This window comes from Rhizobium sp. 007 (assembly GCF_015353075.1).
Classification (GTDB): Bacteria; Pseudomonadota; Alphaproteobacteria; order Rhizobiales; family Rhizobiaceae; genus Rhizobium.
The window spans coordinates 1,990,565-2,014,526 of sequence record NZ_CP064188.1 but is presented as its reverse complement, the minus strand read 5'-3'; the positions used below and the strand labels follow the sequence as shown (position 1 = coordinate 2,014,526).

At 61.2% G+C, this 23,962-nt stretch carries 23 protein-coding genes and 1 pseudogene; 19 read left to right on the top strand and 5 right to left on the bottom strand.

Features of this window, described 5'->3' with window-relative positions; all coding sequences use genetic code 11:
• Positions 1-8 precede the first annotated feature (8 nt).
• From ISN39_RS30560 to ISN39_RS30510, 11 genes are all read left to right on the top strand, one after another.
• Positions 9-1,031 (top strand): ABC transporter permease, encoded by a 1,023-nt coding sequence (locus ISN39_RS30560; RefSeq protein ID WP_194731653.1) that lies wholly within the window; start codon positions 9-11, stop codon positions 1,029-1,031.
• A 58-nt stretch (positions 1,032-1,089) separates the two neighbouring features.
• Positions 1,090-2,013 (top strand): substrate-binding domain-containing protein, encoded by a 924-nt coding sequence (locus ISN39_RS30555; protein ID WP_194731652.1) that lies wholly within the window; start codon positions 1,090-1,092, stop codon positions 2,011-2,013.
• A 93-nt stretch (positions 2,014-2,106) separates the two neighbouring features.
• A complete protein-coding gene (locus ISN39_RS30550) occupies positions 2,107-3,006 on the top strand; it encodes a sugar phosphate isomerase/epimerase (RefSeq protein ID WP_194731651.1) in 900 nt (299 codons plus the stop codon).
• A 10-nt stretch (positions 3,007-3,016) separates the two neighbouring features.
• Positions 3,017-4,027: a Gfo/Idh/MocA family oxidoreductase gene (locus ISN39_RS30545; RefSeq protein WP_194731650.1), complete on the top strand. Its 1,011-nt coding sequence runs from the start codon at positions 3,017-3,019 to the stop codon at positions 4,025-4,027.
• A gap of 8 nt (positions 4,028-4,035) precedes the next feature.
• Entirely contained in the window at positions 4,036-4,821 is a 786-nt protein-coding gene (locus ISN39_RS30540) for a TIM barrel protein (RefSeq protein WP_194731649.1), read from the top strand.
• Positions 4,822-4,902: 81 nt separating this feature from the next.
• Complete coding sequence (gene iolC, locus ISN39_RS30535; protein WP_194731648.1) at positions 4,903-6,840, top strand: 5-dehydro-2-deoxygluconokinase; 1,938 nt, start codon at positions 4,903-4,905, stop codon at positions 6,838-6,840.
• Position 6,841: 1 nt separating this feature from the next.
• A complete protein-coding gene (gene iolD, locus ISN39_RS30530) occupies positions 6,842-8,677 on the top strand; it encodes a 3D-(3,5/4)-trihydroxycyclohexane-1,2-dione acylhydrolase (decyclizing) (RefSeq protein ID WP_194731647.1) in 1,836 nt (611 codons plus the stop codon).
• Positions 8,678-8,708: 31 nt separating this feature from the next.
• Positions 8,709-9,626 (top strand): myo-inosose-2 dehydratase, encoded by a 918-nt coding sequence (gene iolE, locus ISN39_RS30525; RefSeq protein WP_194731646.1) that lies wholly within the window; start codon positions 8,709-8,711, stop codon positions 9,624-9,626.
• A 12-nt stretch (positions 9,627-9,638) separates the two neighbouring features.
• Complete coding sequence (iolB, locus tag ISN39_RS30520; protein WP_194731645.1) at positions 9,639-10,448, top strand: 5-deoxy-glucuronate isomerase; 810 nt, start codon at positions 9,639-9,641, stop codon at positions 10,446-10,448.
• Between the two features lie 58 nt (positions 10,449-10,506).
• Positions 10,507-10,896, top strand: coding sequence for a tautomerase family protein (locus ISN39_RS30515; protein WP_194731644.1), 390 nt, complete (start codon positions 10,507-10,509; stop codon positions 10,894-10,896).
• A 76-nt stretch (positions 10,897-10,972) separates the two neighbouring features.
• Entirely contained in the window at positions 10,973-11,815 is an 843-nt protein-coding gene (locus ISN39_RS30510) for a MurR/RpiR family transcriptional regulator (RefSeq protein ID WP_194731643.1), read from the top strand.
• A 19-nt stretch (positions 11,816-11,834) separates the two neighbouring features.
• On the opposite strand, the gene ISN39_RS30505 is transcribed toward ISN39_RS30510, so the two are convergent.
• Genes ISN39_RS30505 through iolG form a run of 4 tightly spaced genes read right to left on the bottom strand, consistent with a single transcriptional unit; the run spans position 11,835 to position 16,066 of the window.
• A complete protein-coding gene (locus tag ISN39_RS30505; RefSeq protein WP_194731642.1) occupies positions 11,835-12,881 on the bottom strand; it encodes a Gfo/Idh/MocA family oxidoreductase in 1,047 nt (348 codons plus the stop codon).
• A 39-nt stretch (positions 12,882-12,920) separates the two neighbouring features.
• On the bottom strand, positions 12,921-14,093 hold the full coding sequence (locus tag ISN39_RS30500) for a Gfo/Idh/MocA family oxidoreductase (RefSeq protein WP_194731641.1): 1,173 nt from the start codon (positions 14,091-14,093) through the stop codon (positions 12,921-12,923).
• A gap of 22 nt (positions 14,094-14,115) precedes the next feature.
• Complete coding sequence (gene iolE / locus ISN39_RS30495) at positions 14,116-15,030, bottom strand: myo-inosose-2 dehydratase (RefSeq protein ID WP_194731640.1); 915 nt, start codon at positions 15,028-15,030, stop codon at positions 14,116-14,118.
• 28 nt (positions 15,031-15,058) lie between these two features.
• The gene (iolG, locus tag ISN39_RS30490; RefSeq protein ID WP_194731639.1) at positions 15,059-16,066 is read right to left on the bottom strand and encodes an inositol 2-dehydrogenase; all 1,008 of its coding nucleotides are present in this window, start codon (positions 16,064-16,066) and stop codon (positions 15,059-15,061) included.
• Positions 16,067-16,189: 123 nt separating this feature from the next.
• Here iolG and ISN39_RS30485 point away from each other — a divergent pair, with 123 nt between their 5' ends.
• The 3 genes from ISN39_RS30485 to ISN39_RS30475 all read left to right on the top strand — a co-directional run bounded on the left by ISN39_RS30485 (position 16,190) and on the right by ISN39_RS30475 (position 18,515).
• Complete coding sequence (locus ISN39_RS30485) at positions 16,190-17,203, top strand: LacI family DNA-binding transcriptional regulator (RefSeq protein ID WP_194731638.1); 1,014 nt, start codon at positions 16,190-16,192, stop codon at positions 17,201-17,203.
• A gap of 320 nt (positions 17,204-17,523) precedes the next feature.
• Positions 17,524-18,102: a hypothetical protein gene (locus ISN39_RS30480; protein ID WP_246763474.1), complete on the top strand. Its 579-nt coding sequence runs from the start codon at positions 17,524-17,526 to the stop codon at positions 18,100-18,102.
• A gap of 5 nt (positions 18,103-18,107) precedes the next feature.
• Complete coding sequence (locus ISN39_RS30475) at positions 18,108-18,515, top strand: RES domain-containing protein (RefSeq protein WP_194731637.1); 408 nt, start codon at positions 18,108-18,110, stop codon at positions 18,513-18,515.
• Between the two features lie 13 nt (positions 18,516-18,528).
• On the opposite strand, the pseudogene ISN39_RS38045 reads toward ISN39_RS30475, so the two are convergent.
• A pseudogene (locus ISN39_RS38045) lies at positions 18,529-18,650 on the bottom strand (histidinol-phosphate aminotransferase); the annotation flags it as partial.
• Positions 18,651-18,754: 104 nt separating this feature from the next.
• Here ISN39_RS38045 and ISN39_RS30470 point away from each other — a divergent pair.
• The 5 genes from ISN39_RS30470 to ISN39_RS30450 all read left to right on the top strand — a co-directional run bounded on the left by ISN39_RS30470 (position 18,755) and on the right by ISN39_RS30450 (position 23,927).
• Complete coding sequence (locus tag ISN39_RS30470; protein ID WP_194731636.1) at positions 18,755-19,522, top strand: glucose 1-dehydrogenase; 768 nt, start codon at positions 18,755-18,757, stop codon at positions 19,520-19,522.
• A gap of 311 nt (positions 19,523-19,833) precedes the next feature.
• Positions 19,834-20,967 carry an ABC transporter ATP-binding protein gene (locus ISN39_RS30465; RefSeq protein ID WP_194731635.1) on the top strand — a complete coding sequence of 378 codons (1,134 nt, stop codon included), beginning with the start codon at positions 19,834-19,836 and terminating at the stop codon, positions 20,965-20,967.
• 33 nt (positions 20,968-21,000) lie between these two features.
• Positions 21,001-22,116 carry a PotD/PotF family extracellular solute-binding protein gene (locus ISN39_RS30460; RefSeq protein ID WP_074071309.1) on the top strand — a complete coding sequence of 372 codons (1,116 nt, stop codon included), beginning with the start codon at positions 21,001-21,003 and terminating at the stop codon, positions 22,114-22,116.
• Positions 22,117-22,185: 69 nt separating this feature from the next.
• On the top strand, positions 22,186-23,130 hold the full coding sequence (locus tag ISN39_RS30455) for an ABC transporter permease (RefSeq protein ID WP_194731634.1): 945 nt from the start codon (positions 22,186-22,188) through the stop codon (positions 23,128-23,130).
• Positions 23,127-23,927, top strand: coding sequence for an ABC transporter permease (locus tag ISN39_RS30450; RefSeq protein WP_074071311.1), 801 nt, complete (start codon positions 23,127-23,129; stop codon positions 23,925-23,927). The genes ISN39_RS30455 and ISN39_RS30450 overlap by 4 nt, the downstream gene beginning before the upstream one ends.
• The last annotated feature ends 35 nt before the right edge of the window (positions 23,928-23,962 follow it).

Genomic DNA, 23,962 nt, shown 5'->3' with positions numbered 1-23,962 from the left:
AAGATCTTATGACGAACGCGACATCACAATCGGCATTGCCGGCCACCCGACCCCGGCGACGCGTGCCGGCGGAACTGAGCATCCTGCTGATTCTTCTCGGCATCTCGCTGACATTTGAGATTCTGGGCTGGATTCTGCAAGGCCAAAGCTTCCTTGCCAACACTCAACGCCTCTCGATTATGATCCTCCAGGTATCGGTCGTGGGCATCATCGCGATCGGCGTGACCCAGGTCATTATCTCTGGCGGGATCGACCTGAGTTCCGGTTCGATCGTCGGTGCGACTGCCATGATATCCATGAGCCTGGCGCAGGTCGGCACGTATGATCGAGCAGTCTATCCCCACTTGACTGATCTGCCGGTAATACTGCCGGTTGTGGTGGGCTTGGTCGTCGGTCTGCTCTGTGGCATGATCAACGGCCTTTTGATAGCGTACACAAAAATTCCCCCCTTCATCGCCACCCTTGGTATGATGGTCACGGCTCGCGGTTTTGCCAAGTGGTATACGAAGGGGCAGCCGATCAGCTTTCCGACCGACAGTTTCGCTGCACTCGGAAAGGGTTTGGCCCCCATCTTTATCTTCCTTGCGGTCGCAGCGATCCTGCACATCGTTCTCCGCTATACGCGCTACGGCAAGTTCACCTATGCCGTCGGCGCCAATCCCCAGGCGGCGCGGGTGTCGGGTATCAACGTCGAGCGCCACACCGTCAAGATTTATGCCGTAGCCGGCTTGTTGTCTGGCCTTGCTGGTATTGTCGTCGCTGCCCGAGGTCTGACCGCGCAGGCCGGCATGGGCTCTATGTACGAGCTTGATGCGATTGCAATGGCTGTCATCGGCGGCGTTTCGCTCTCCGGCGGCCGCGGATCAGTCATTGGCACGATGATCGGAATGGTCATTTTCGGCGTGATTATCTCAGGTTTCACCTTCCTGCGGCTGGACGCCTATTACCAGGAGATGCTGAAGGGCGCGATCATTGTGGCGGCTGTCGTCGCCGACGTCTATCGCCAACGCAAGCGTATCAAGAAGAGCTGACGGATGGGCGGCCCCTGCCGCCCTCTGTCTTCGATAGGCGAAGATGGGACGACCCGAAATGAAGAAGCTGCTCATAACGACCGCGCTTTGCCTTCTAGCCGCGCCGGCCTTTGCTGGCACGCGCGTGGCGGTGACAATGACGTCGTTCGATAACCCATTTCTGACGATTCTGCTGAACGGAATCCGCGATGAAGCAAAACGGGTAAAAAATGTCGAACTCCTCACAGAGGACGCTCAACTCGATCCTGCGAAACAGCTCAACCAAATTCAAAACTTCATTGCCAACGGTGTTGATGCAATCATCGTGAATGCCGTTGACGGCGACTCGACGGCCGCGATCACACGGGCGGCAGCTGATGCGAAGATCCCGCTCGTCTACGTCAACCATCCGCCGGCCGAACTCGCTTCGGGATTGCCGGAAGGCACAGCCTTTGTCGGTTCCAACGAACTCGATTCCGGCACGATGGAAGCGAAAGCCGCCTGCAAGCTTCTGGGCGGCAAAGGTCGCGCCGTAATTCTGATGGGGCCGCTTGAAAACCATGCAGCCCTTGTGCGCACAAAGGATGTCGAGGCCGTCTTTTCTCAACAAGTTTGCCGGATCGATATTGTCGAAAAGCAGACAGCGAACTGGAACAGGACCCAGGCGCAGGATCTCGTATCTTCCTGGCTGACGGCTGGGCTGAAGTTCGATGCGGTGGTTGCCAATAATGACGAGATGGCCATTGGCGCGGCTCAGGCTTTGAAGGCGGCTGGCGTCGCGATGAACGACGTTGTCATCACCGGCATTGATGCCACGCCAGATGGACTGGCCGCCATGAAGGCCGGAGACATCGACGCGACAGTTTTCCAGAACGCAACAAAGCAAGGCGAAGCCGCAGTCCAGACGGCTGTCAAGTTGGCAGGAAAGCAGGCCAGCGAGCGCACCCTTTGGGTACCGTTCGAACTCGTCACCCCCGACAACATGGCCGCCTACCAAAAATGACGGCCGCGGCCGCGGTCGATCTCCTCCCGGATCCCGCGGCCCACCAATCGACGCCTTCTAAGGCATGTCGCTAAAACACGAAGGAACCAACATATGCGTATCGCCCTTGACCCGTTTATGCATCGTCATCTCAGCCTCGAGGAGCTGCCGCGGAAGGTCCGTGAGCTCGGCTATGAATGGATTGAGCTGAGCCCCCGCGCCGATTTTCTGGAGTGGTTCAAGGCTCCACGGGTTTTCCCTGAGCGTATCAAAACCTTCAAGAAAGCGCTCGCCGCCGAGGGCGTGAAGATCGCCTCACTGTTGCCGATGTATCGCTGGGCCTCGAATGACGAGACCGAGCGTCAGGCCGCTGTGCGTCACTGGAAGCGCGCCATCGAAATCGCGGTGGAGATGGAAGTCGATACGATGAACTCGGAATTCGGGCGCGGTCCGCACCCCGACAGGGGCTCGTGCTACTGCTGCCACACCGGGTCGATGATCGAGGCCTGTGAAGACGCATGGTGGCGCTCGATGGAGGAACTTGTACCGATCTTCGAACGTGAGAACATCAATTTACACGTCGAGCCGCATCCGGAAGACTGGTGCGAAACCTTGCAGCCCGCGCTCGACATCATCCGCACGGTGAATTCGAAGAACGTCAAGTTCCTCTATTGCGCCCCGCACACCTTTTACTTTGGCGACGATACCAAGGCGATGCTGCGCGAGGCCAAGGACGTTCTAGCGCACGTTCATGTGGGCGATACCTTCAATCACAAAGCGTCCTCGGGTCTGCGCTATATTCTCAACCCACCGGGTACCCAAGCGCGTGTTCACCAACATCTCAATATCGGCCAAGGCGAGGTCCCCTGGGACGACTTCTTCGGCACGCTCGCCGATATCGGCTTCGACGGTATTATGACTTCCTGCGTCTTCGCCTGGGAGGACAAGGCGGACGAGTCCGGACGGTTCATGTGTAGCGAAATGAACAATTACATCAAAAAGTACCGAAAGTGAGGCTTTCCAAATGACTGTTAGAATAGGTGTCATCGGCACCGGTGCAATCGGCCGAGACCATGCACGCCGCATCAATCAGGTTCTTGGCGGGGCGACAGTCGTCGCGTTGAGTGACGTGAACCGCGCCTCGGCCGAAGCGGTGAAAAGCGACATTGCGCCTGATGCTGCAATTTTCACCACCGGCGAAGAACTGATTTCCTCACCCGATGTGGACGCTGTGCTTGTCACCTCTTGGGGTGCCACTCACGAACAATATGTACTGGCGTCGATCGCTGCCGGTAAGCCATGCTTCTGCGAAAAGCCTCTGGCGACAACCGCCGATGGCGCCAAGCGCATCGTCGATGCCGAAGTTGCGCACGGCAAACGACTTTTACAGGTCGGTTTCATGCGCAGATATGATGCGGGTTATGTCGCCCTGAAGCAGTTCGTGGATACCAAGATCGGTGCGCCGATCATGGTTCATGCCGCCCATCGCAACCCAGCCGTCCCCGAGCATTATGTTACGCCGATGGCCATCCACGACACGATGATTCACGAAATCGACGTGCTGCGCTGGCTGTTGAATGACGACTATGTTTCCGCTCGTGTGCTGTTTCCCCGTTCGGCAGCGCGCAGTCATGCCAAGCTTAGGGATCCCCAGATTGTCATTCTGGAGACTGCCAAGGGCACGATCATCGATGTCGAAATCTTCGTCAACTGCCACTACGGCTACGACATTCAGTGCGAGGTCGTTGGCGAAGACGGTGTCGCCACTCTGCCTGAGCCGATGGCAATCCAGACGCGTCTCGGCGCCAAGCTTCAAAACGATATCCTCACCGATTGGAAGGATCGCTTCATCGCCAGCTACGACGTTGAGCTGCAGGACTTCATCAACGCCGCTACCAAAGGCACGGCGGCTGGCCCGAACTCCTGGGACGGTTATGTGGCGGCAATCACATCCGATGCCTGCGTAGCCGCGCAGGAGGCAGAGGGTGCCGCAGTCGCGATTAATCTTCCCACTCGCCCTGCGCTTTACAACTGAGGTCCTCCATGCGTTTTGCCATCAACCACATCACCGCGCCCAAGCTGTCGCTTGAAAATTTCTTTACGGCGGCTCGCGACCTGGGTCTGACGGAGGTCGAGATCCGCAACGATCTTCCCGACATCGTCGGGACGGTGAAGCCTGAAGTCGTCAAAAAGGCCGCAGCGAGCGCCGGCGTCACGATCATCTCGATCAACGCGCTCTATCCGTTCAACGTCTGGTCGGGTGAATTACCGAAGAAGGCTGTGGCGCTCGCCGACTATGCGGCCGCTTCCGGCGCCAAGGCGCTTGTCATGTGCCCGCTAAACGACGGCACGAAAGTGTCGTTCGATGATCTCGTCGCGGCGCTGAAGGCCATGAAGCCCATCCTTGAGGAGCGCGGACTGACAGGCCTGGTCGAACCTCTCGGCTTCCCGATCTCCTCGCTGCGGACCAAGAAGGAAGCGCTTCGCGCCATCGACGCGGCTGAAGGAGGCGGCATCTACAAACTCGTGCACGATACCTTCCATCACCACCTGGCCGGCGAGACAGACTTCTTCCCGGAAAGGACTGGTCTGGTCCACATCTCGGGCGTCGTCGATCCGAATGTCGCCGTGGACAAGATGCTCGACGCCCACCGCGTGCTCGTCGATGCCAAAGATCGGCTGGAGAACATTCCGCAGATCAAGGCGCTCATCGCCGCAGGCTTCGAAGGCCCCTACAGCTTCGAGCCTTTTGCCGAGGAAGTGCATGCACTGGCAGATCCGGAAACCGCAGTGCGCGAGAGCATCAGCTACGTCTCGGGCAAGCTCTGAGCCGACAACCCGCTGCCTGCGCCTCGAGCGGCGCGGGCAGCATGCACGTTGGGCAATTGCAGCCGGGTGCCGGAGGAAGAAATGAACAAGTCATTGGATGTCATCACGATCGGACGCTCGTCCGTGGATCTTTACGGGGTACAGATCGGCGGCCGTCTGGAAGACATGGGGTCGTTCCACAAATATATCGGCGGCTCGCCGACCAATATGGCTGCCGGCACCGCCCGCCTCGGCCTACGCTCGGCGCTGATCACCCGCGTCGGCGACGAGCACATGGGCCGTTTCATTCGCGAGGAGCTTGCACGCGAAGGCGTCGACGTCACCGGGGTCAAGACCGATCCCGAGCGGCTAACGGCACTCGTGCTCCTCGGCATCCGGGACGAGGACCGCTTTCCGCTGATCTTCTACCGCGAGAACTGCGCCGACATGGCGCTCTGCGAAGACGATATCGACGAGGCGCTGATCGCCCGTTCCCGCTCGGTCGTCGCGACCGGTACCCATCTCAGCCATCCGCGCACGGAAAAGGCCGTGCTCAAGGCGCTGGAGCTCGCGCGCAAGCATGGCGCGCGGACCGCGCTCGACATAGATTACCGTCCGAACCTCTGGGGCGTGGCCGGCCATGGCGACGGCGAGAGCCGCTTCGTCGAATCGGGCAAGGTGACCGCCAAGCTGCAATCGACGCTGCGTCTCTTCGACCTGATCGTCGGCACGGAGGAGGAATTCCATATCGCAGGCGGCTCGACGAACACGATCGAGGCTCTGCGTGCCGTGCGTGCCGTCTCCACCGCCACGCTCGTCTGCAAGCGCGGCGCGGCCGGCGCCGTCGCCCTTACCGGTGCGATACCGAATACGCTCGACGAGGGAGAAAGCGGCCCCGGCTATCCGATCGAGGTTTTCAACGTTCTCGGCGCAGGCGATGGCTTCATGTCGGGCCTCATCAAGGGCTGGCTGGAGGATGCGCCCTGGCCACGCGCGCTTCAGTATGCCAATGCCTGCGGCGCCTTCGCCGTCAGCCGCCATGGCTGCACGCCGGCCTATCCGTCGTTGGAGGAGCTCGACTTCTTCCTGAAGCGCGGCATCAAGGACAAGGCGCTGCGCAAGGACGCGGACCTCGAGCAGATCCACTGGGCGACCAACCGCCACAATGACTGGTCGACCATGCGCGTCTTCGCCTTCGACCACCGCATGCAGCTGGAGGCCATGGCAGGTGCCACGCCCGAAAAGATTGGCCGTTTCAAAGAACTCTGTCTGAAGGCGGCCCTTAAGGTTCAGGGCGGCCGACCAGGCTATGGCATCCTCTGCGACAACCGCCTCGGCCGCCGTGCGCTTCACGCCGCGTCAGGCACTGGCCTTTGGGTCGGCCGACCGGTCGAATGGCCGGGCTCGCGTCCGCTGACGCTGGAACCCGAACTTGGCCCCGACTTCGGCGGACTTGACGAGTGGGCGCTTGAAAACGTCGTCAAGGTCTTGTGCTTCTGCCATCCCGACGACGATGCGCAGATGCGAGCTTCGCAGGAAGAGACGATCAAGCGGCTGTTCGCGGCGGCCCGTCGCAACCGGCTGGAATTCCTGCTCGAAATCATTCCGTCCAAGGTCGGCCCGGTCGATGACGACACGACGGCGACCCTGATCCGGCGGTTCTACGAGATCGGCATCTATCCGGACTGGTGGAAGCTAGAGCCGATGGCCAGCAGTGCCGCCTGGGAAAAGGCTTGCGCTGCGATCAATGAAAATGATCCGCACACGCGCGGCATCGTGGTGCTCGGTCTCGACGCGCCGGAGGCCGAACTCGCCGCGAGCTTCAAGGTCGCGGCCGGCTTCCCGCTGGTCAAGGGCTTTGCGGTCGGCCGCACGATCTTCGCGCAGGCCGCACGCGACTGGCTTGCTGGCACCATCGCCGATGCTGAGGCGATCGAGGATATTCAGGCCCGCTATCAGCGGCTCTGCACAATCTGGGACGAAGCGCGCAGCGCAAGCCAGGACAGTAACGCGGCGGGACCGTCGCGCAGGAGGGTATGACATGACGGGAACCATTCGCCTTACGGCAGCACAGGCCATGTTCCGCTGGCTGGCCGTACAGATGACTGAGGAGGGGGAGCGCTTCATCGAAGGCGTCTGGGCGATCTTCGGCCACGGCAACGTCGCCGGAATTGGCGAGGCTCTGCATGGCATTGGCGATAAACTGCCCACCTGGCGTGGCCAGAACGAGCAGACCATGGCCCATGCGGCGATCGCCTATGCCAAGACCAAGCGCCGGCGCAAGGCTATGGCGATCACCTCGTCCATCGGCCCGGGCGCGACGAATATGGTGACGGCTGCAGCGCTCGCCCATGTGAACCGCCTGCCCGTACTATTCATCCCCGGCGATGTATTCGCCAACCGCCGGCCGGACCCGGTTCTGCAGCAGATCGAGGATTTCGATGACGGCACTGTCACCGTGACGGACTGCTTCCGTCCGGTCAGCCGCTATTTCGACCGCATCACCCGTCCCGAGCATCTGCTGACCGTCCTGCCTCGCGCGATGCAGGTGATGACCGATCCCGCAAATTGCGGCCCGGTCACACTTGCATTTTGCCAGGACGTGCAGGCCGAGGCCTACGACTGGCCGGAAAGCTTCTTTGAGCCGAAGACGTGGCGCATCCGTCGTCCAGAGCCAGATCCGCGCGAAGTCGACGATGTCGTCGCAGTGCTCAAGGCCTCTTCACACCCGGTCATCGTCGCAGGTGGCGGTGTGCTGTATTCCGGCGCAGAAGCCGATCTGCTCGCCTTCGCCAAGGCGCACAATATACCGATCGTCGAGACGCAGGCCGGCAAGGGTGCAATCGACTGGCAAGAAAGGCTCAACTTCGGCTCGCCGGGCGTCACCGGCACCGATTGCGGCAACAAGATCGCCGCCAAAGCCGATCTGATCCTTGGCGTCGGCACCCGCTTCCAGGACTTCACGACCGGCAGCTGGGTGATCTTCAGCAATCCGAGCCGCAAGCTCGTCTCGATCAACCTCGCCGGCTATGACGCGGCCAAGCACGGCGCCATCCCGTTGGTCTCCGACGCCAAGGTGGCGCTGCGGCGCATTTCCACTGCGCTCGGTTCGCACCGTTTCGCCGATCCGGATTTCGCCGCGCGCGAGGCCTGGTTCAAGGCGACTGATACCGTCACAGCGGCCCCCGGAACGCCGAAGCCGAATTTCCGGCCCTCCGATGCCCAGGTCATTGGCGCGGTGCAGCGTATCGCGGGTCCAAAGACGGTTGCGATGTGCGCGGCTGGCACCATGCCCGGCGCCCTGCAAGTGCTGTGGCGGGCGGCCGCTGGCGGCTATCACATGGAATACGGCTATTCCTGCATGGGCTACGAGGTCGCCGGCGCTTTCGGCATCAAGCTCGCGGCACCGGAAAAGGAAGTCGTGTGCTTCGTCGGCGACGGCAGCTACATGATGGCCAATTCCGAGCTCGCGACCGCCGTCATGCTGCGCGTGCCCTTCACCATCGTGCTGACGGACAACCGTGGCTATGGCTGCATCAACCGTCTGCAGCAGGAATGCGGCGGTGCTGAGTTCAATAACATGTACAAGGACTGCAATGTCGAGACCCAGCCGGAGATCGACTTCGTCGCGCATGCGACTTCGATGGGCGCGTATGCCGTCAAGGCCGCCGACATCGCGCAGCTCGAAACCGAGATCGTCTCGGCGCGCAGCCGGGACATTCCCACGGTGATCGTCATCGATACGGAAGCGGAAACCGGAGCCGGCATCGGCGGCGCCTGGTGGGATGTCGCCGTGCCGGAAGTCGGCACCACCGAAAAGCTCAAGAAGGCGCGCGCGCACTATGAGGCGAACGTAGCCCGCCAACGCATCAACTAACCCTCGCGACAATGCCTGGAAGGACCGAACCATGATATTTTACGGAACAAATCCCATTGCCTGGTCCAACGACGACGACCAGACGATCGGCGCGCATCTGACGCTGGAGGATTGCCTGTCGGATTGCCGCAAGATCGGGTTCGACGGCATCGAGAAGGGCCACAAGATGCCCGACGAGGGCGGCGCGCTGAAGGCCAAGCTCGGCGAGTTCGGCCTGCGCTTCGTTGGCGGCTGGCATTCGACTAACCTTCTGGTGAACGACATCGTCACCGAGAAGGCGGCGCTGCAGAAGTTCATCGACATGACGAAGGCTGCCGGCGGCGACCACATCAATGCCTGCGAATGCTCCAACACCGTTCACGGCAGCGACGGAACGCCGGTCAACAACCGCCCGGTCATGAAGGAGGAACAGTGGAAGCGCTTCTCGGAAGGCTATGAGGCGCTTTCCAAGTATGCTGCCAATCAGGGCGTCAAGATGGGCTATCACCATCACATGGGCACGATCATCGAGAGCGCTGCCGACATCGACCGTTTCATGACGATGGCTGGCCCCTACACCCGTCTTCTGCTCGACACCGGCCATTGCACCTTCGGCGGGGCGAACCCGGAAGAAGTGGCGAAGAAATACATGGGCCGCGTGACGCATATCCATGCAAAGAACATCCGTCCGGAAATCATGAAGCAGGTCCGTTCCGAAAACCTCTCCTTCCTCGAAGGCGTGCGCCGGGGCGTGTTCACGGTTCCGGGCGATCCGGAAGGCTGCGTCGATTTCGCGCCGGTGCTGAAGGTCGCGGCCGAACATGACTATTCGGGCTGGCTGGTGATCGAGGCCGAGCAGGACAGCGCGGTTCGCGAGCCCTTCCACTACCAGAACATGGGCCTGAAGGCGTTGAAGTCGATCGCCCGTGACGTCGGACTGGACAAGGCTGCCGCCAGAGCAGCCGGATAAGGAAAAAGCGCAATGAGCATTCTCCTGCGCCGACCGTTCGGCAGTCATGGCAAGGTCCACGAGATTACCCCTCAATCGGCGGGCTGGCGCTATGTCGGCTTCAGCCTCTACCGCCTGCGGGAAGGCGAAACCATCGGCGAGGCGACCGGGGGCATGGAAGCGGTCGTGGTCATGGTCGAGGGCAAGGCCCGCTTCACCGCGGCCGGCAAGGACTGGGGTGAACTGGGCGAACGCATGAACGTCTTCGCGAAGACCCCGCCCCATTGCCTCTACGTGCCGAATGGCGAGCAGTGGGAAGCGCGCGCCACGACCGATTGCACGGTCGGCGTCTGCCTTGCCCCCGGCAAGGGTGGCCACAAGGCACGACGCATTGGCCCGGACGGCATCCAGCTCACGGCGCGCGGGGTGGGCGCCAACCAGCGTTTCATCAACAACATCGCGATGGAGGCCGAGGACTATTGCGACAGCCTGTTGGTGACGGAGGTCTTCACGCCGGCCGGCAACTGGTCATCCTATCCGAGCCACCGTCACGACGAGGACGATTTCCCGCGGATCACTTATCTCGAAGAAACCTACTATCACCGGCTCAATCCGGAGCAGGGTTTTGGCGTGCAACGGGTCTATACCGATGACGGCTCGCTTGACGAGACGATCGCGGTGAAAAACCACGACGTGGTGCTCGTCCCTCGCGGCCATCACCCCTGTGGCGCGCCCTACGGGTTTGAAATGTATTACCTCAACGTCATGGCAGGCCCTTTGCGCAATTGGCGCTTCGTTCCTGATCCAGCGGTCCAATGGATCATGGATCGTGATGCACGCTAGGTGAATAACCCGCAGTGCCTGTAGGGGCGCTATCGGCCAACGGTTAATAGGATCTCCCTTGCCCCTCATCAAGCTTCACATACAAAAAGGCCGCTCCGAAGCCGAAGTCGAACTGCTACTCGATACGGTGCATGAGGTCATGTTGTCCGCGTTCAATGTGCCAGAACGTGACCGCTATCAATTGGTCTTCGAACACCAGGCTTCGCATTTTCGTGCTCTGGATACTGGCCTTGGCTTTCAGCGAACGCAGAATTTTGTTCTTGTCGAAGTCGTCTCGCGGCCTCGGTCTAGGACGGAAAAGCTTGCCTTCTATCAAGGCTTGGCCGCGCAATTCGAGGAAAAATGCGGGATTTCTGCCTCTGACATCATGGTGTCGTTCGTGGAAAATACCGATGAAGATTGGTCCTTCGGCGCGGGAGTAGCGCAGTTCGTCACTGGCGAATTATGAAGACTTTTGGAGGATCCGCCTACGCATCGTCAGGCATCATCGATGCGAACCGAATGTTTGTTTGGGGGGGGGTCGAATGAGCAGCGAACACCGACGGCCGCCAGAAGATTTCGAAGCATTGCGGTCCTTAATCAATGCCAAGCACGCGCTGTTTCCTAAGCGTCTTGCCCAAGTTGCGCGCCATGTTCTCGATAATCCTGATGAGGTTGCGTTGGGTTCGATCGCCTCCATCGCAACTGCAGCGCAGGTAACGCCTTCAACCCTGATACGTTTCGCCCAGTTCCTCGGCTATGACGGCTTCAGCACACTACAAGCGATTTTTCGAGAGGCTGTCCGCGCAAAGATCGCGCCAGGCGAAAAAGGCGGAAGCCGCCGATCAGGACGGGAAGGTGTCGCGCGCGAAGCGCAGGTGTTTTATGAAACGATAGAGGCCTGTCATCATTCGCTCGAAACATTATCCAAGACAATCCGCGTGGCTGACATCAAAGCTGCAGCGGAAATTCTTTCCTCAGCCAACTGCGTGTTCATCCTTGCGGGGAACGGCACTTTTCCGATGGCTGCCTTGCTTCAACATTGCCTGACCCGATTGAGAATTCGTTCGACCTTGCTAACGGACATTGTCGGCGGCGACGATGTGCTCGCGTTTGCAACGCCGGACGATGCGGCAGTCATCATCAGTTGCGCACCCTATGCTGAGGAAACGACGGTACATGCGTCAAACCTATCGGATCGAAGAGTTCCTGTCATTGCTCTGACGGACTCCAACTTTTCGCCATTGTCGGAACTCGCTTCGGTCAGGTTCAGGGTGATCGAGTCGGGCCATGATGGGCTCTTGCTCGCCACGGCTGGGATCGCGCTCAGCGAAGCCTTGGCAATCTGCACGCGACAGACCCGACAGAACGCAGCGAACACTATATAACCCGCCGCTTCTTCGAGGTTTATTCGGTCAGCCCCGCTTCGGTGAAGCTTATACCGATAGCATTCCGGATCGCGTCGAGTGTTGCCATCGTGGCAAGCGATGCATCCAGCGGCCGGCAGACGCTTTCCAGTTGTCCTTCCGAAATCGCCCATGCGACGGCCGCAGCTTCATAGTAGAGGCCCTCGAAATGCGCGCCCCTGGGCTCGTCATATTGGAGCCGGGCGGATCCATCCAATGACCAGATTTCGAAGGAGCCAGGCAGGTGGAATTCCGTGTTGAACCGGATCGACCCACTGGTACCGACGATGGCAGCGTTCGTCGGGGTGAAGCCGTAGAGCGTGGTCGACATCGTGCCGAGCGCTCCACTGGCGTTGGCGAGAACGACCGACAGCTGCCCGTTGGCGCCGGCGGAATCGGCCTGTCCGATGCCAACGACCTTCTTTGGCACGCCAAGGAGTTTTGCCAGCAGCGAGACCGGATAGGTGCCGAGGTCGAGAAGCGGTCCGCCGGCAAGGCGCGCGTCGAAAATACGGTGATTGCGCGGCAGATATTCGCCGTACTCGGTGTAAACAGACAGGATGTCTCCGATTGCTCCAGCATCCAGCACCTGTTGGAGCACATCGAATTTCGGCAGGAAATAGGTCCACAGTGCTTCCGCGAAGAACACCCCCTTGCGGCGGGCGGCTGCGACCATGCCTTCGGCCTGTGCGCAGTTGAGTGCCATAGGCTTCTCGACGAGCACATGTTTCCCCGCCTCGATCGCCAGCAGCACATGTGCGTGATGCAGATTGTGCGGCGTCGCTACATAGATGACGTCAAGATCATCGGCGGTGACGAGCGCCTCGTAGCTGTCATAGGCCCGTGCGATCCCCCACTGCGCGGCAAATGCATCCGCCGCGACGCGCGATCGCGAGCCGACGGCGGCAATATCCTGGCGCGTATGAGCCTTGACCGATTCCGTGAACTTGGTGGCGATCCAGCCGGAGCCGAGAATGCCCCAGCGAAGCGGCGGGGCTTCCATGGCGGACAGGGTCCGCGCGGCGGGCAGGGTTTGCGGAAACGACATGTCTTTTTTATCCTCCCATGATCGGTGAGCGCCCGTCGCTCAGCCGGCGATCCGCTGCCAGGTGTTCTTCTCCAGTGACCGTTCCATCGCGTCGATGATGCGCTCGTTGGCAAGGCCGAACTCGAAGTTCGGAAAGCAGTCCGGCGCGTCGACGATGCCCTCGATCAGGTCGCGCACCTCGATGACCTTGACGTCGAAGTAGCCGAGGCCGCCGCCGGCGAAGTCGAAGCCGAAGAAGGCGGAAAACTGCGGAACCTGACTGCCGGCATAGATCGTCTTGAATCCGCGGTCGGGCTTCGGATCGTTGAAGCGCGCGATCTTCAGCTCGTTGAACCGCTCGCCGTCCATGATGAGCGTGCCTTCCGTGCCCGACACTTCCCAGTAGATGCCGAAGACCTTTCCCGCTGCCACGCGCGACGCTTCGATCGTGCCGCCAGCGCCGCTTTTGAAGCGAACGAGCGTCTGGATCTGATCCTCGTTTTCCACCACCGCGCGCGGTGCGTCGCTGCCGGCCTTTGCACCGTAGCCGGAGCCGCCTTGCGCAACCGGCCGCGTCGGAAAGAAGGTCTGCGTCTGCGCGATGACACTGTCGACGTCGCCCATCAGATACTGCGCGACGGAGATCACATGGCTGCCGAGGTCGCCGAGCGCGCCGGAGCCGGCGTCCTTGCGCGTGCAGCGCCAGGAAAATGGTAGGTCCGGATCGTTGAAGAAGCCCTGGTCGAACCAGCCCCGAAACCGCATCGGCACTCCGATGTCGCCCCTGTCGATCAAGTGCTTGGCGAGCATGGCGGCGGGCGTCTTGATATTGTTGAAGGCGACCATGGTCTTGACGCCCTTGCGCCTTGCGGCGGCGGCCATCTCCTCGGCTTGGGCCAGCGTAACGGAGAGGGGCTTCTCGCAATAGACATGCTTGCCGGCCGCAATTGCGGCGAGCGCCATCTCATGATGCAGGGCGTTGGGCGAGGTAATGTCGACGACGTCCACCTCGGGGTCCTCGACCAGCTTGCGCCAGTCGCCCGTGCTCCTCTCGAAGCCGTAGCGGGCAGCGGCCCCGGCCGCCAGCTCCTCGGTGGCATCAGCCAGCAGAAAGAGGCGCGGAATGGCGGGCAGGTCGCGGTAGAGCATGCCCGCGCGGCGATAGGCATCGGCATGGGCCTGACCCATGAATCCGGAGCCGATCAGGCCGATGTTAAGGATTGTCTTGCCCATAATTTTCTCCCGATGAAGCTGCTCAGGCAGCAAAGGTGTCGAGGATGTGGCGGAAGGCCGCGGTGACTGCCGGCAGCGGCGGTGCAAGCGCCGGGTCCTGCTCCGCCTCGACCACCAGCCAGCCCTGATAGCCGCTTTGCCGAACAAAGGCTGCAAGCGGGGCGAAGTCGACGATTCCGCCGCCGGGCACAGTGAACATACCCCTGCGCACGCCGGCATTGAAGCTGAGGTCGCCGGCACGGACCTCGGCGATGACCGGCCCGCGCACGTCCTTCAGGTGAATATGGGCGATGCGGTCGCCGAAGCGCTCGATCAGCCGGGCGTAGTCGAAGCCGCCTGCGGCGGCATGGCCGGTGTCGAGCAGCAGTCCGGCGGCCGATCCCGCCTTGTCGAACAGGGCAGAGACCTCGTCAAATGTTTCCGCCACCATCATGAGGTGATGGTGATAGGCCAGCGTCAGCCCGTATTCTCCGGCCAGCCTTGCGCTGAAGTCGGTGAGCCGGGCCGCATAGGCGGCGATGTCCTCCTTCGGCATCACGCACCGTGCCGACATCGGCGCATCAAGCGGCGCGCCGGGCGCCATCATCGCCACCTCGCCATAGACCAGCACCGTTGACCCCATGGCGCGCAGGAGTTCGGCGTGGGTGGCAACCGCGGCCATCTCCGCCTCGACACCGCGCTCGGCAAGCTCTCCGGAATGCCAGCCTGAGGCGAGCGCAAGGCCACGGCTTTCCAGGAGCGGCGCCAGCGCCTCGCGGCTGCGCGGCAGCTTACGCCCGAGCTCGACGCCTTGGTAGCCGGCACGGGCGGCATCGTCCAGGCAGGTCTCGACCGCTATATCAGCGCCGAGATCCTCGAGCACGTCATTGGCCCAGGAAAGCGGGCTTACAGCAAGGCGGACCCCGTCCGGCAGCGCCGCCAATTTCTCTTTCGTCATGATTTCCTCCTGGATGAAAGTGAAGGCGCTAAGGTCGCCAGTCCGGCCCGATGCGGACGGGCATGCCACTCTGCATGGAGACAAGTGCCGCCTCGGCGATACGCTGCGCCTCCAGTCCGTCCCGGATGCCGGCAAGCGGCCGGCCTCCTGTTTCGATCAGGGAGACAAAGGCCGCCATCTCATTGCGATAGGCATCGGCGAAGCGCTCGATGAAGTAGTTCATCGGGGCGGATGCGCGAAAGCCGTCGGCATCGGCGATGGTCACTCCACGCTGCGGCCGGTTTTCCACATAGAGCGCCTCCTTCGAGCACAGCACTTCCAGCCGTTGATCATAGCCGAACGGCGCGCGGCGGCAGTTGACCATCTGCGCGAACCGGCCGGAGACGGAGGTCAGCGTCACCATCGCCGTATCGATGTCGCCGGCTGCGCCGATCTCCGCATCGATGAGACAGTTGCCGACGGCGTAGACGGTGGCAATGTCCTCGCCGAGCAGATAGCGGGCCATGTCGAAATCATGGATGGCCTGGTCGCGGAACATGCCGCCGGAGCGCTCGACATAAGCGCGCGACGGCGGCGCGGGATCGCGGGTGTGCATGACGATGTGCTCAAGGGCACCCGCCTCGCCGCTGACGATCCGCTCGCGCACGAAGCGGAAATCGGGATCATAGCGGCGCTGGAATGCCAGAAGGCAGACAACGCCGGAGGTCTCGACAGCGCTGGTGACGGCCTCCACCGTTACGAAATCGAGGCTGACCGGCTTCTCGCAGAAGATCGCTTTGCCGGCACGGGCCGCCTGAAGGAGCAGCCCGGCATGCGTATCGGTCGAGCTGGCAATGACGATCCCGTCGACCGACGCGTCGGAAAACACGGTATCGGCCGAGACGATGTCCGCCCCAATCCTTGCCGCAAGGCCGGCCCGCTGCTCGCTTGCGACCGGGTCGACGAGGTACTTTACTCGCACCGAAGGCAAGCTGGCGGCATTCAACGCATGCACATGCCCGATACGACCCGCGCCGAAGACAGCGAGATTTGTCATTGATTGCCTCCCATTCTTGCCCGGGCGCCGTTTCCGCCTCCATCCCGTTGCCTGCAGATTAGCCGAGTGCTACTGAAGGAGAACGTCAATTTTGAAGAGATTTCTTCAAACAGGGATCGGGCGATGGCAAAACCGACGGCGCGGGATCTGGCTGCTGCGGCAGGGGTATCGCTTTCCACGGTCGATCGAGTTCTCAACAACCGCGGCGGAGTAAGCGAGGACAAGGAACGTCGCGTGCTCGAGTATGCGCGCAAGCTTAAGATCGACCGGGCGCTAAATCAGCGAGCCGCACGCACCCTTCGCATCGCCGTGTTGCTTCAGTCACGCGCCAATCCGTTTCACGCTGCATTGCAGGACAGTTTTGAAGCCGCAAATAGGGATTTCCTCCAGTATAATCTTCAGTTTCAAGTCCACCACATCGATCCAACGCGGCCGGCGGCGACGGTGACCCTCGTAAATGCACTCTCCTCGCGCTGTGATGCACTGGTCATCGTCAGCCCTCAGAACGAGGACATCGCAGCCGCCCTAAGGGCATACGGTCGGAACGGAAAGCCTGTCATCACTCTGGCGACCGATATTCGTGATGCCGAAAGATACGCTTATGTTGGACCAGACAACAGGAAGGCAGGCCGTGTCGCAGGCGATTTGATGGGGCGCCTGCTTGGCGAGCAAGGGGGTGAGATCGTCGTCATCTCCGGCATGCTCAGCATGATTGGCCACGAGGAGCGCGAGATGGGTTTTCGCGCGGTTTTGCGCGAGCGCTATCCCCAGTGCAAGGTAGCAGAGGTCCTCGAGAGTATGGAGCGTGGGGAAAGGGCAGGTGACCTCGTCTTTAATGCCTTGAAAGGCAACCCTCGCATTCGAGGCATTTACAACGCTTCCGCGGGAGCGCGCTCGGTGGTCAGCGCGATGAATGCTCTCGGGAGAAGGAATGAAATCGTCTTCATCACGCATGAATTGACTGACGAACGCCGCCAATTGATGCGCGAGGGCCTGATTGATGCCATCATCGATCAGGATCCGGCGCTTGAAGTGCGAGCGGCAGTTGAAGCACTGGCTGCCCATTTCGGTCGCAAGGACGACCCACCTGCTTGCCTTACCACGTCAATCCATATTCACATGATCGAGAATTGTTGAGGCAACATATTTGCTGTCTCATGTGGCGTCAAAACGCCAAGAAGTGCGACGTTTTTTTGCAGTACTAGCAGGCGATCGCCAGGAACTGCCCGGCATCTGCAACATCTTGCAGGGTCGGGCGAGACAGCGTTCGCATGGGACTGCACCTTGCTTGCTGAAGTTGTCAAAGTTGACAGAGTTGCCTCAAGAGCCTTTCCCTTGTTCAGGAGATCAACCCAATGGCACAGAAGCTTCAATCAAGCACTCAAACCGGTTCCTTTCAGCCGGCCGGCAAACGGGCCGGTCAAAGCATGGCCGTGTTTGTTGTCAAGGGCGATCCGATGAAGGCGCTCGCCGGATTCAAATTGCCAGAAGGTGCTGAGGTCGCCGTCGTTTCGTCGAGGCCAGAGACGACGCAAAAGATCAGCGAAACACTCGGCAAACGCGTTAAGAGCGCGGCCCAAGTCGTGACCTCAGGAAGCCCCGCGGGAAAGAAGGCGGTGATCAATCAAGCCGCGTTCGAGCCCGATGCGCGCAGTCTTGCATTGGTCGAGGGCGTGAGGATCGCCCAGAAGGACCTGGAGGAGGCCGGCGGCGCCTATGACCTCGATCAGGTCCGGACCTTGATGCAAGGCGTCTCTCGTCAGGCGGTCGACAAGCGGGTCAATGACGGCAGCCTGCTGGCGGTCCCCGGGCCTAGCAATCGGCGCGCCTATCCGACGCTGCAGTTCAACCGCGATGGCTCGATTGTCTCAGGCCTGAAGGAGGTTCGCCAGGCATTACCCACTAAGAACGCTTGGGTGATCCTGAATTTCCTCGCGCGGCCTGACGCGCGGCTCGGCGGCCGCAAGCCGATCGACGTCTTGAAGATCGGCGATATTCCCCTCGTTGTGGAAGCGGCGCGCCGATATGGCGAGTAAGGTGCGTGACGCCACCGCTTCCGCCGAGCGATCTACATTCGCGCCACCCTGAGCTGATAACGCTTCCGGACGGAACCGATCTCCATCGGTTCTATACAACCGCATATGATCCTATCTATTTCGATCGGTCCGTCTTTGGCCGCTTCAATGCGCCAGACGGATCATACGGTGTGCTCTACGTGGCGCAGGAAATCCACGGAGCCTTCGCAGAGACATTCCTCCGCTCGCCAGGACACTCTTTGATCGATCCTGCCTTCCTGCATCGCAAGGCCTATGTCCGCATCCGTTTGGAGAAGGCCCTGAGGCTGATCAGGATGACCGGTCCTGGACTTGCAATCCTCGGCGCGACGGCTGAAGTGACTCATGCGGGTTTGCCATATGACGCGCGCGATGACATCGTCGATATTCGCTGACGAGGCCGGTGAGGTTCTCGTTAGAGCCAAGGTTTGCAACGTCGCCGACGTGGTATTTCGCCCGCACGTCAGTCCGGCATTGTAAGGAGAGATCGAGCGAATTTCCTCAAGGATAGGGCTTGAAGGGTTCGCCATTTACAGTCTCCATGGGTGCGTTTGCTACGCGACATTCATAAGTCGGGATTCATGATCTGCATAATGTATGGACATGTCGTCGGGAACGAGAACAAGGAGCCATCATGACCCACCCGAATTTTGATCTTTCTGGCCGCCGCGCCCTCGTCACCGGAGCAAGCCGCGGCATAGGTCAGGCAATCGCGATTGCATTGGCTGAGGCCGGTGCGGATGTGGCGATCACAGCGCGGGCGGTCGAGGGGCTCGCCGAAACCCGGGAACTGATCGAGAAGTCCGGCAGGCGCTCGGTGACGCTTGCCCAGGACGTGCGCGACGTCGAGGCGTGCAGAAGCGTCACGAGAGCGGCGGCCGAGGCGCTGGGCGGCCTCGACATTCTCGTCAACAATGCCGGGTTCGAGAATGTCCGGCCGTCCTTCGACGTGGACGAGGCGCTTTGGGAATCGATCCTGTCGACCAATTTGAAGGGGGCCTTCTTCTGCGCCCAGGCGGCCGGCCGGGTTATGGCGGAGGCCGGCGGTGGAGCTATCGTCAATCTCTGCTCGTTGACCTCCTATGTCGGAATTCCGACGGCCGCACCCTATGGCGCCTCGAAGTCCGGCCTTCTCGGCGTGACGCGGGCGCTGGCCACCGAATGGGCAGCGCACAACATCCGTGTCAACGCCATTGCGCCCGGCTATTTTCGCACGGCCATGACCGAGGTCTTCTACGAGAACGAGGACTGGCAGTCGCGCATGCTGGCCAAGATCCCGCAGCGCCGTTTTGGCAAGGAGAGCGACATCGGCGGCGTCGCGGTCTTCCTTTGCAGTGATGCTGCGGCTTACGTCACCGGCCACTGCATTCCAGTCGACGGCGGCTATCTCGCCTCGATCTGAGAGGGGCGCCAAGCGTCGCACGATGGTTCGTCCGATGGTGCAATCCCTCCCGGACACTCGTCGGGCGTGCTTGCCTTTCTGTTTGCGGACGACAAGACTGTCGGTGGATTTGAGCGTGCTTTTCGCACCTGCACAAATATTGGTCAGGCGACTTTATGGCGTAAAAAATACGCAAGCTTGATTGACGGTACTTGTACAAATATGTATAGACAACTTAACGCAAAACTCGGTCGGTTGCCTGTCGACCGGGACGGTAGAATGAAGCTTCGCGTCGGCCTCGTTCGTCGAACGGAGCAAGACAGGGGAATGTCATGGGCGTTGTTGCTGCCGAACTCCGTCCGGCTGAATCAACCGGTCAGATCGCTGTTTCCGTCAAGGATGTCGGCATGGTCTTCGGTGATGTCCATGCCGTCAGGAATGCCGTCTTCGACCTGCCGAAGGGACGGTTCTTAACCATTCTCGGCCCGTCTGGTTCCGGCAAGACGACTCTTCTGCGCATGATCGCCGGTTTCGACCGACCAACCAGCGGCGAAATCTTCATCAACGGCCAGCCGGTCAGTGCCGTGCCGCCCCACAGGCGCGCGATCGGCATGGTGTTCCAAAAGCTCGCACTCTTCCCGCACATGACGGCGGCCGAAAACGTCGCCTTTCCGCTCAAGATGCGCCGCCATGATGCGCGCACGATCCCGGAAAAGGTGGAGCGCTATCTCGATCTCGTCCGACTGGGTGGCTATGGCAGCAGGCGCATCAATGAGTTGTCCGGCGGCCAGCAGCAGCGTGTCGCCATCGCCCGCGCCCTGGTGTTCGAGCCGGACCTGCTCCTGCTTGATGAACCGCTTGCCGCGCTCGACCGCAAGCTGCGCGAGGAGATGCAGCTCGAGTTCCGCCGCATCCAGAAGGAACTCGGGGTGACGACGATCAATGTCACCCATGACCAACGCGAGGCCCTGGTGGTGTCCGACGAGGTCATCGTCATGAGCGGCGGCGAGATCCAGCAGAAGGCCCGTCCAGTCGACGCTTATCGTGCGCCGTGCAATGCCTTCGTCGCCAACTTCATCGGTGTCACCAATTTTATTGACGGCAAGGTCGTCGACCTGACTTCTTCACGCGTCGTGTTCGAGGCGAACGGCCTGCGCCTTGCCGGCGTGGTTGCCGATGCCGCGCTTGTTGCCGGTGCGCCCTGCAACGCTGCCGTTCGTGCCGAGCAGATCCGCATCGCACAAAAGCGCGGGAGCCTCGACGGTCTCGAAACGGTGGTGGACGGCCAGGTGGTCGACTGCATCTTTGAAGGCGAGCGCGTCGTCTACGAAATTCGGGTTCCGGGGCTGGCCGGCGTGCTGATGCGCGTCTTCGACCACGATCGCGAATCCCACTTGCAGTTCGGTCCTGGCGAAGAGGTTCGTCTCGGCTGGAATGCCAGAGATATGCATGTCTTTCAAAAATAACCCCGAGAAGGTCTAGCCAGAGGAGAATGTGTAATGTCGCATGAAAAGTTCCTGTCCGCGCAGATCCGCCGCCGGACGCTGCTTGCGTCCATGGCCGCAGCCGGCGCCTCGGCCGGCCTCTCGACGCTCGGCGTCAGCCGCGCCTTTGCCCAGGAGCCGGAAAAGCCGGCCGAAATCATCGTTCGCGCCTGGGGTGGTAGCTGGGTCGATGCGCTCAAGGCCGGCGTGTCCGACAGCTTCACCAAGATGACCGGCATCGCCGTTCGCCACGACCTGACAGAGGACAACGAGATCCAGCCGAAGGTCTGGGCCGCTGTTGCTCAGAAGCGTGTCCCGCCGATCCACATCAACTGGGACACGACGACGAACGCGACCAAGTCGGCGCTGCGCGGGGTGACCGAGGACCTGTCGGACTTGCCGAACCTCAAGAACGCTACCGATCTTGCCAAGCCGGTCGGTCTCGAGGGCTATCCGATCGTCAACACATACGGCTATGTCTACGTGCTCGCCTATCGCCCGTCTGCCTTCCCGAACGGTGCGCCGAAGTCCTGGAAGGACCTGCTCGATCCCAAGCTCAAGGGTCGCATCGCGCTCTACAATGATGGCATCGGCTTCCACTTCCCGGCCCAGGTTGCCGGCGGCGGCAAGCTCGAGGACATTCCGGGCAACATGCAGCCGGCCTGGGACTTCATTTCCAAGATCAAGGAGCAGCAGCCGCTGCTCGGCGAGGACCCGGATTTTACCACCTGGTTCCAGAAGGGCGAGATCGACGCCGCCTGCACCATCTCGACCAACGCTCGCGAAGCCAAGAAAAACGGCATCGAGATCGCGTGGGTCGTGCCGGAGGAAGGCGCCAAGTTCGATACTGACGGCCTGTGGATCCCAAAAGGCCTGCCGGAGAACGAGCTTTACTGGGCCAAGCAGTACATCAACCACGCCCTCACCAAGGAAGCCCAGCAGATCTGGCTCGACGGTCTCGGTCTGCCAGGCGTCGTCCCCGGCGTCAATCCGCCGGCCGATCTCGTGGGCGATCCGTCCTATCCGACCAAGGAAGAGGACTTCAAGCACCTGATCCGCATCTCGTCCAAGGTGCAGGTCGAGAACGAGAGCCAGTGGTTCGCCAAGTTCAAGGAAATCATGCAGGGCTGAAGCCTTGTCGGCCCGCCGCGTCCCCTCTGGCGGCGGGCACTCCTTCTTTCGTGAAACAGGATCGGTATCATGCGCGCTCCCCGTGCCGCATATCCTCTGACATGGCGCGTCATGGATGTGCTTGAAGGCCTTGCGGCCATCGTCTGGCCATCGAGTTTCCGGCGAGGCCTGCCTTATCTCTTGTTGATGCCGGCGGTTGTGCTCGTGGGGCTGCTCGTGCTCGGTCTCGTCCAGATCGGCGACACGAGCCTGAGAACACTCGATACCAATACCTTCCTAATGTCGGAGAACTACACGCTCGCCAACTACCAGCGCGTTCTGACGGAGAAATTCTTCGCGACGGTGGCCGGTCGCAGCCTCATGGGCGCGGTGATTGTCACGGCAATCACGCTGCTGTTCGCCTTCCCATACGCCTACCTGATGGTGCGCACGCCGTCGTCGGCGCTTCGCAGGTTCCTACTCGTGGCGCTCTTCTTGCCCTTCTTCATCGGCCAGGTGGTGCGCGCCTATGGCTGGCTCATCATTCTCGGCAACCAGGGAATGGTCAACGAGGCGCTCGGTCTCGTCGGTGTGCCGCCTATGCGACTGCTCTACAACTACCCTGCAGTTCTGTTCGGCCTTGTGCAATACATGCTGCCCTTCGCCGTCCTGATGCTGGCGCCTGCTCTGACCGCGATCCCGAGTGAGCTCGAGGCGGCGGCGGCCTCCCTCGGCGCCGACTGGGTTCGCACCTTCCGCCATATCGTCCTGCCGCTCTCCCGGCCAGGGCTCGTCGGCGCGGGGCTCGTGGTCGTCACGCTTTCCCTCACCGATTTTGCCATTCCCGCCATCCTCGGCGGCGGCACGCAGGACTTCATCGCCAACGCGATCTACGACCAGTTCTTCCGCACCTCCGACCAGGGTCTAGGGGCGACGCTGTCGCTTATGCTTGTCGCGGTGGGCTCCATCCTCGTCGGCGTCGTGTTCATGCTCTTCGGCGCGGGCACGCTCGCCATCGGGGGAGACCGCAAATGACCGGCAGCCGAAGCAAGTTCATCGTCATCTGGGCATTCGTCGCAACTGCGCTCGTCATGCTTTCAGCGCCCACTATTGTGGTGCTCGGGGCCTCCTTCACGGCCGGAAACATCATCACCTTCCCACCGGACGGATTGTCGCTGAAATGGTATGGCGCAATCGCGCAAGCGAGTGATCTCCGGCAGGCCTTCGTGCGTTCGCTGATCGTCGCCGCGATATGCACGGTGACCGCCATCCCCGTCGGCACGCTCGCCGGCATCGCACTCGCGAAGTACCAGGTACGGTTTGCTCGCTCCATCCAGATCTACCTACTGCTGCCCTTCACCATTCCGCTGATCGGCTCCGGCATCGGCATGATGCTCGTCTTCGGACAGATGAACGTCCTAGGCAGGCTGTGGCCGGTGGGTATTGCGTGCTGCGTCATCAACCTGCCCTTCATGATCTGGGCCGTAACGGCGAGTGCCAGCAACCTGTCGCCGGATCTCGAGCTGGCAGCGGCCAATTGCGGGGCCCCGCCGCTGCAGCGCTTCCTCTACATTACCCTTCCAGCAGTGCTGCCGGGCGTGATCACCGGGTCGCTGCTGATGTTCATCCTCGCGCTCAACGAGTTCCTGGTCAGCCTGCTGCTCGTCGATGCCCGAAGTGTGACGCTGCCGGTGCAGATCTACAATTCCATCCGCTCGATCATCACGCCCGATTTGGCTGCCATCTCGGTGGTATTCATCGCCTGCGCCGGACTTGCGATCGCGTTGCTCGACCGCCTGGTCGGTCTCGACATCTTCCTCAAATCGAAATGACCTCTTCGGCCCCCGCGGCCGGCCAGACATCAAGG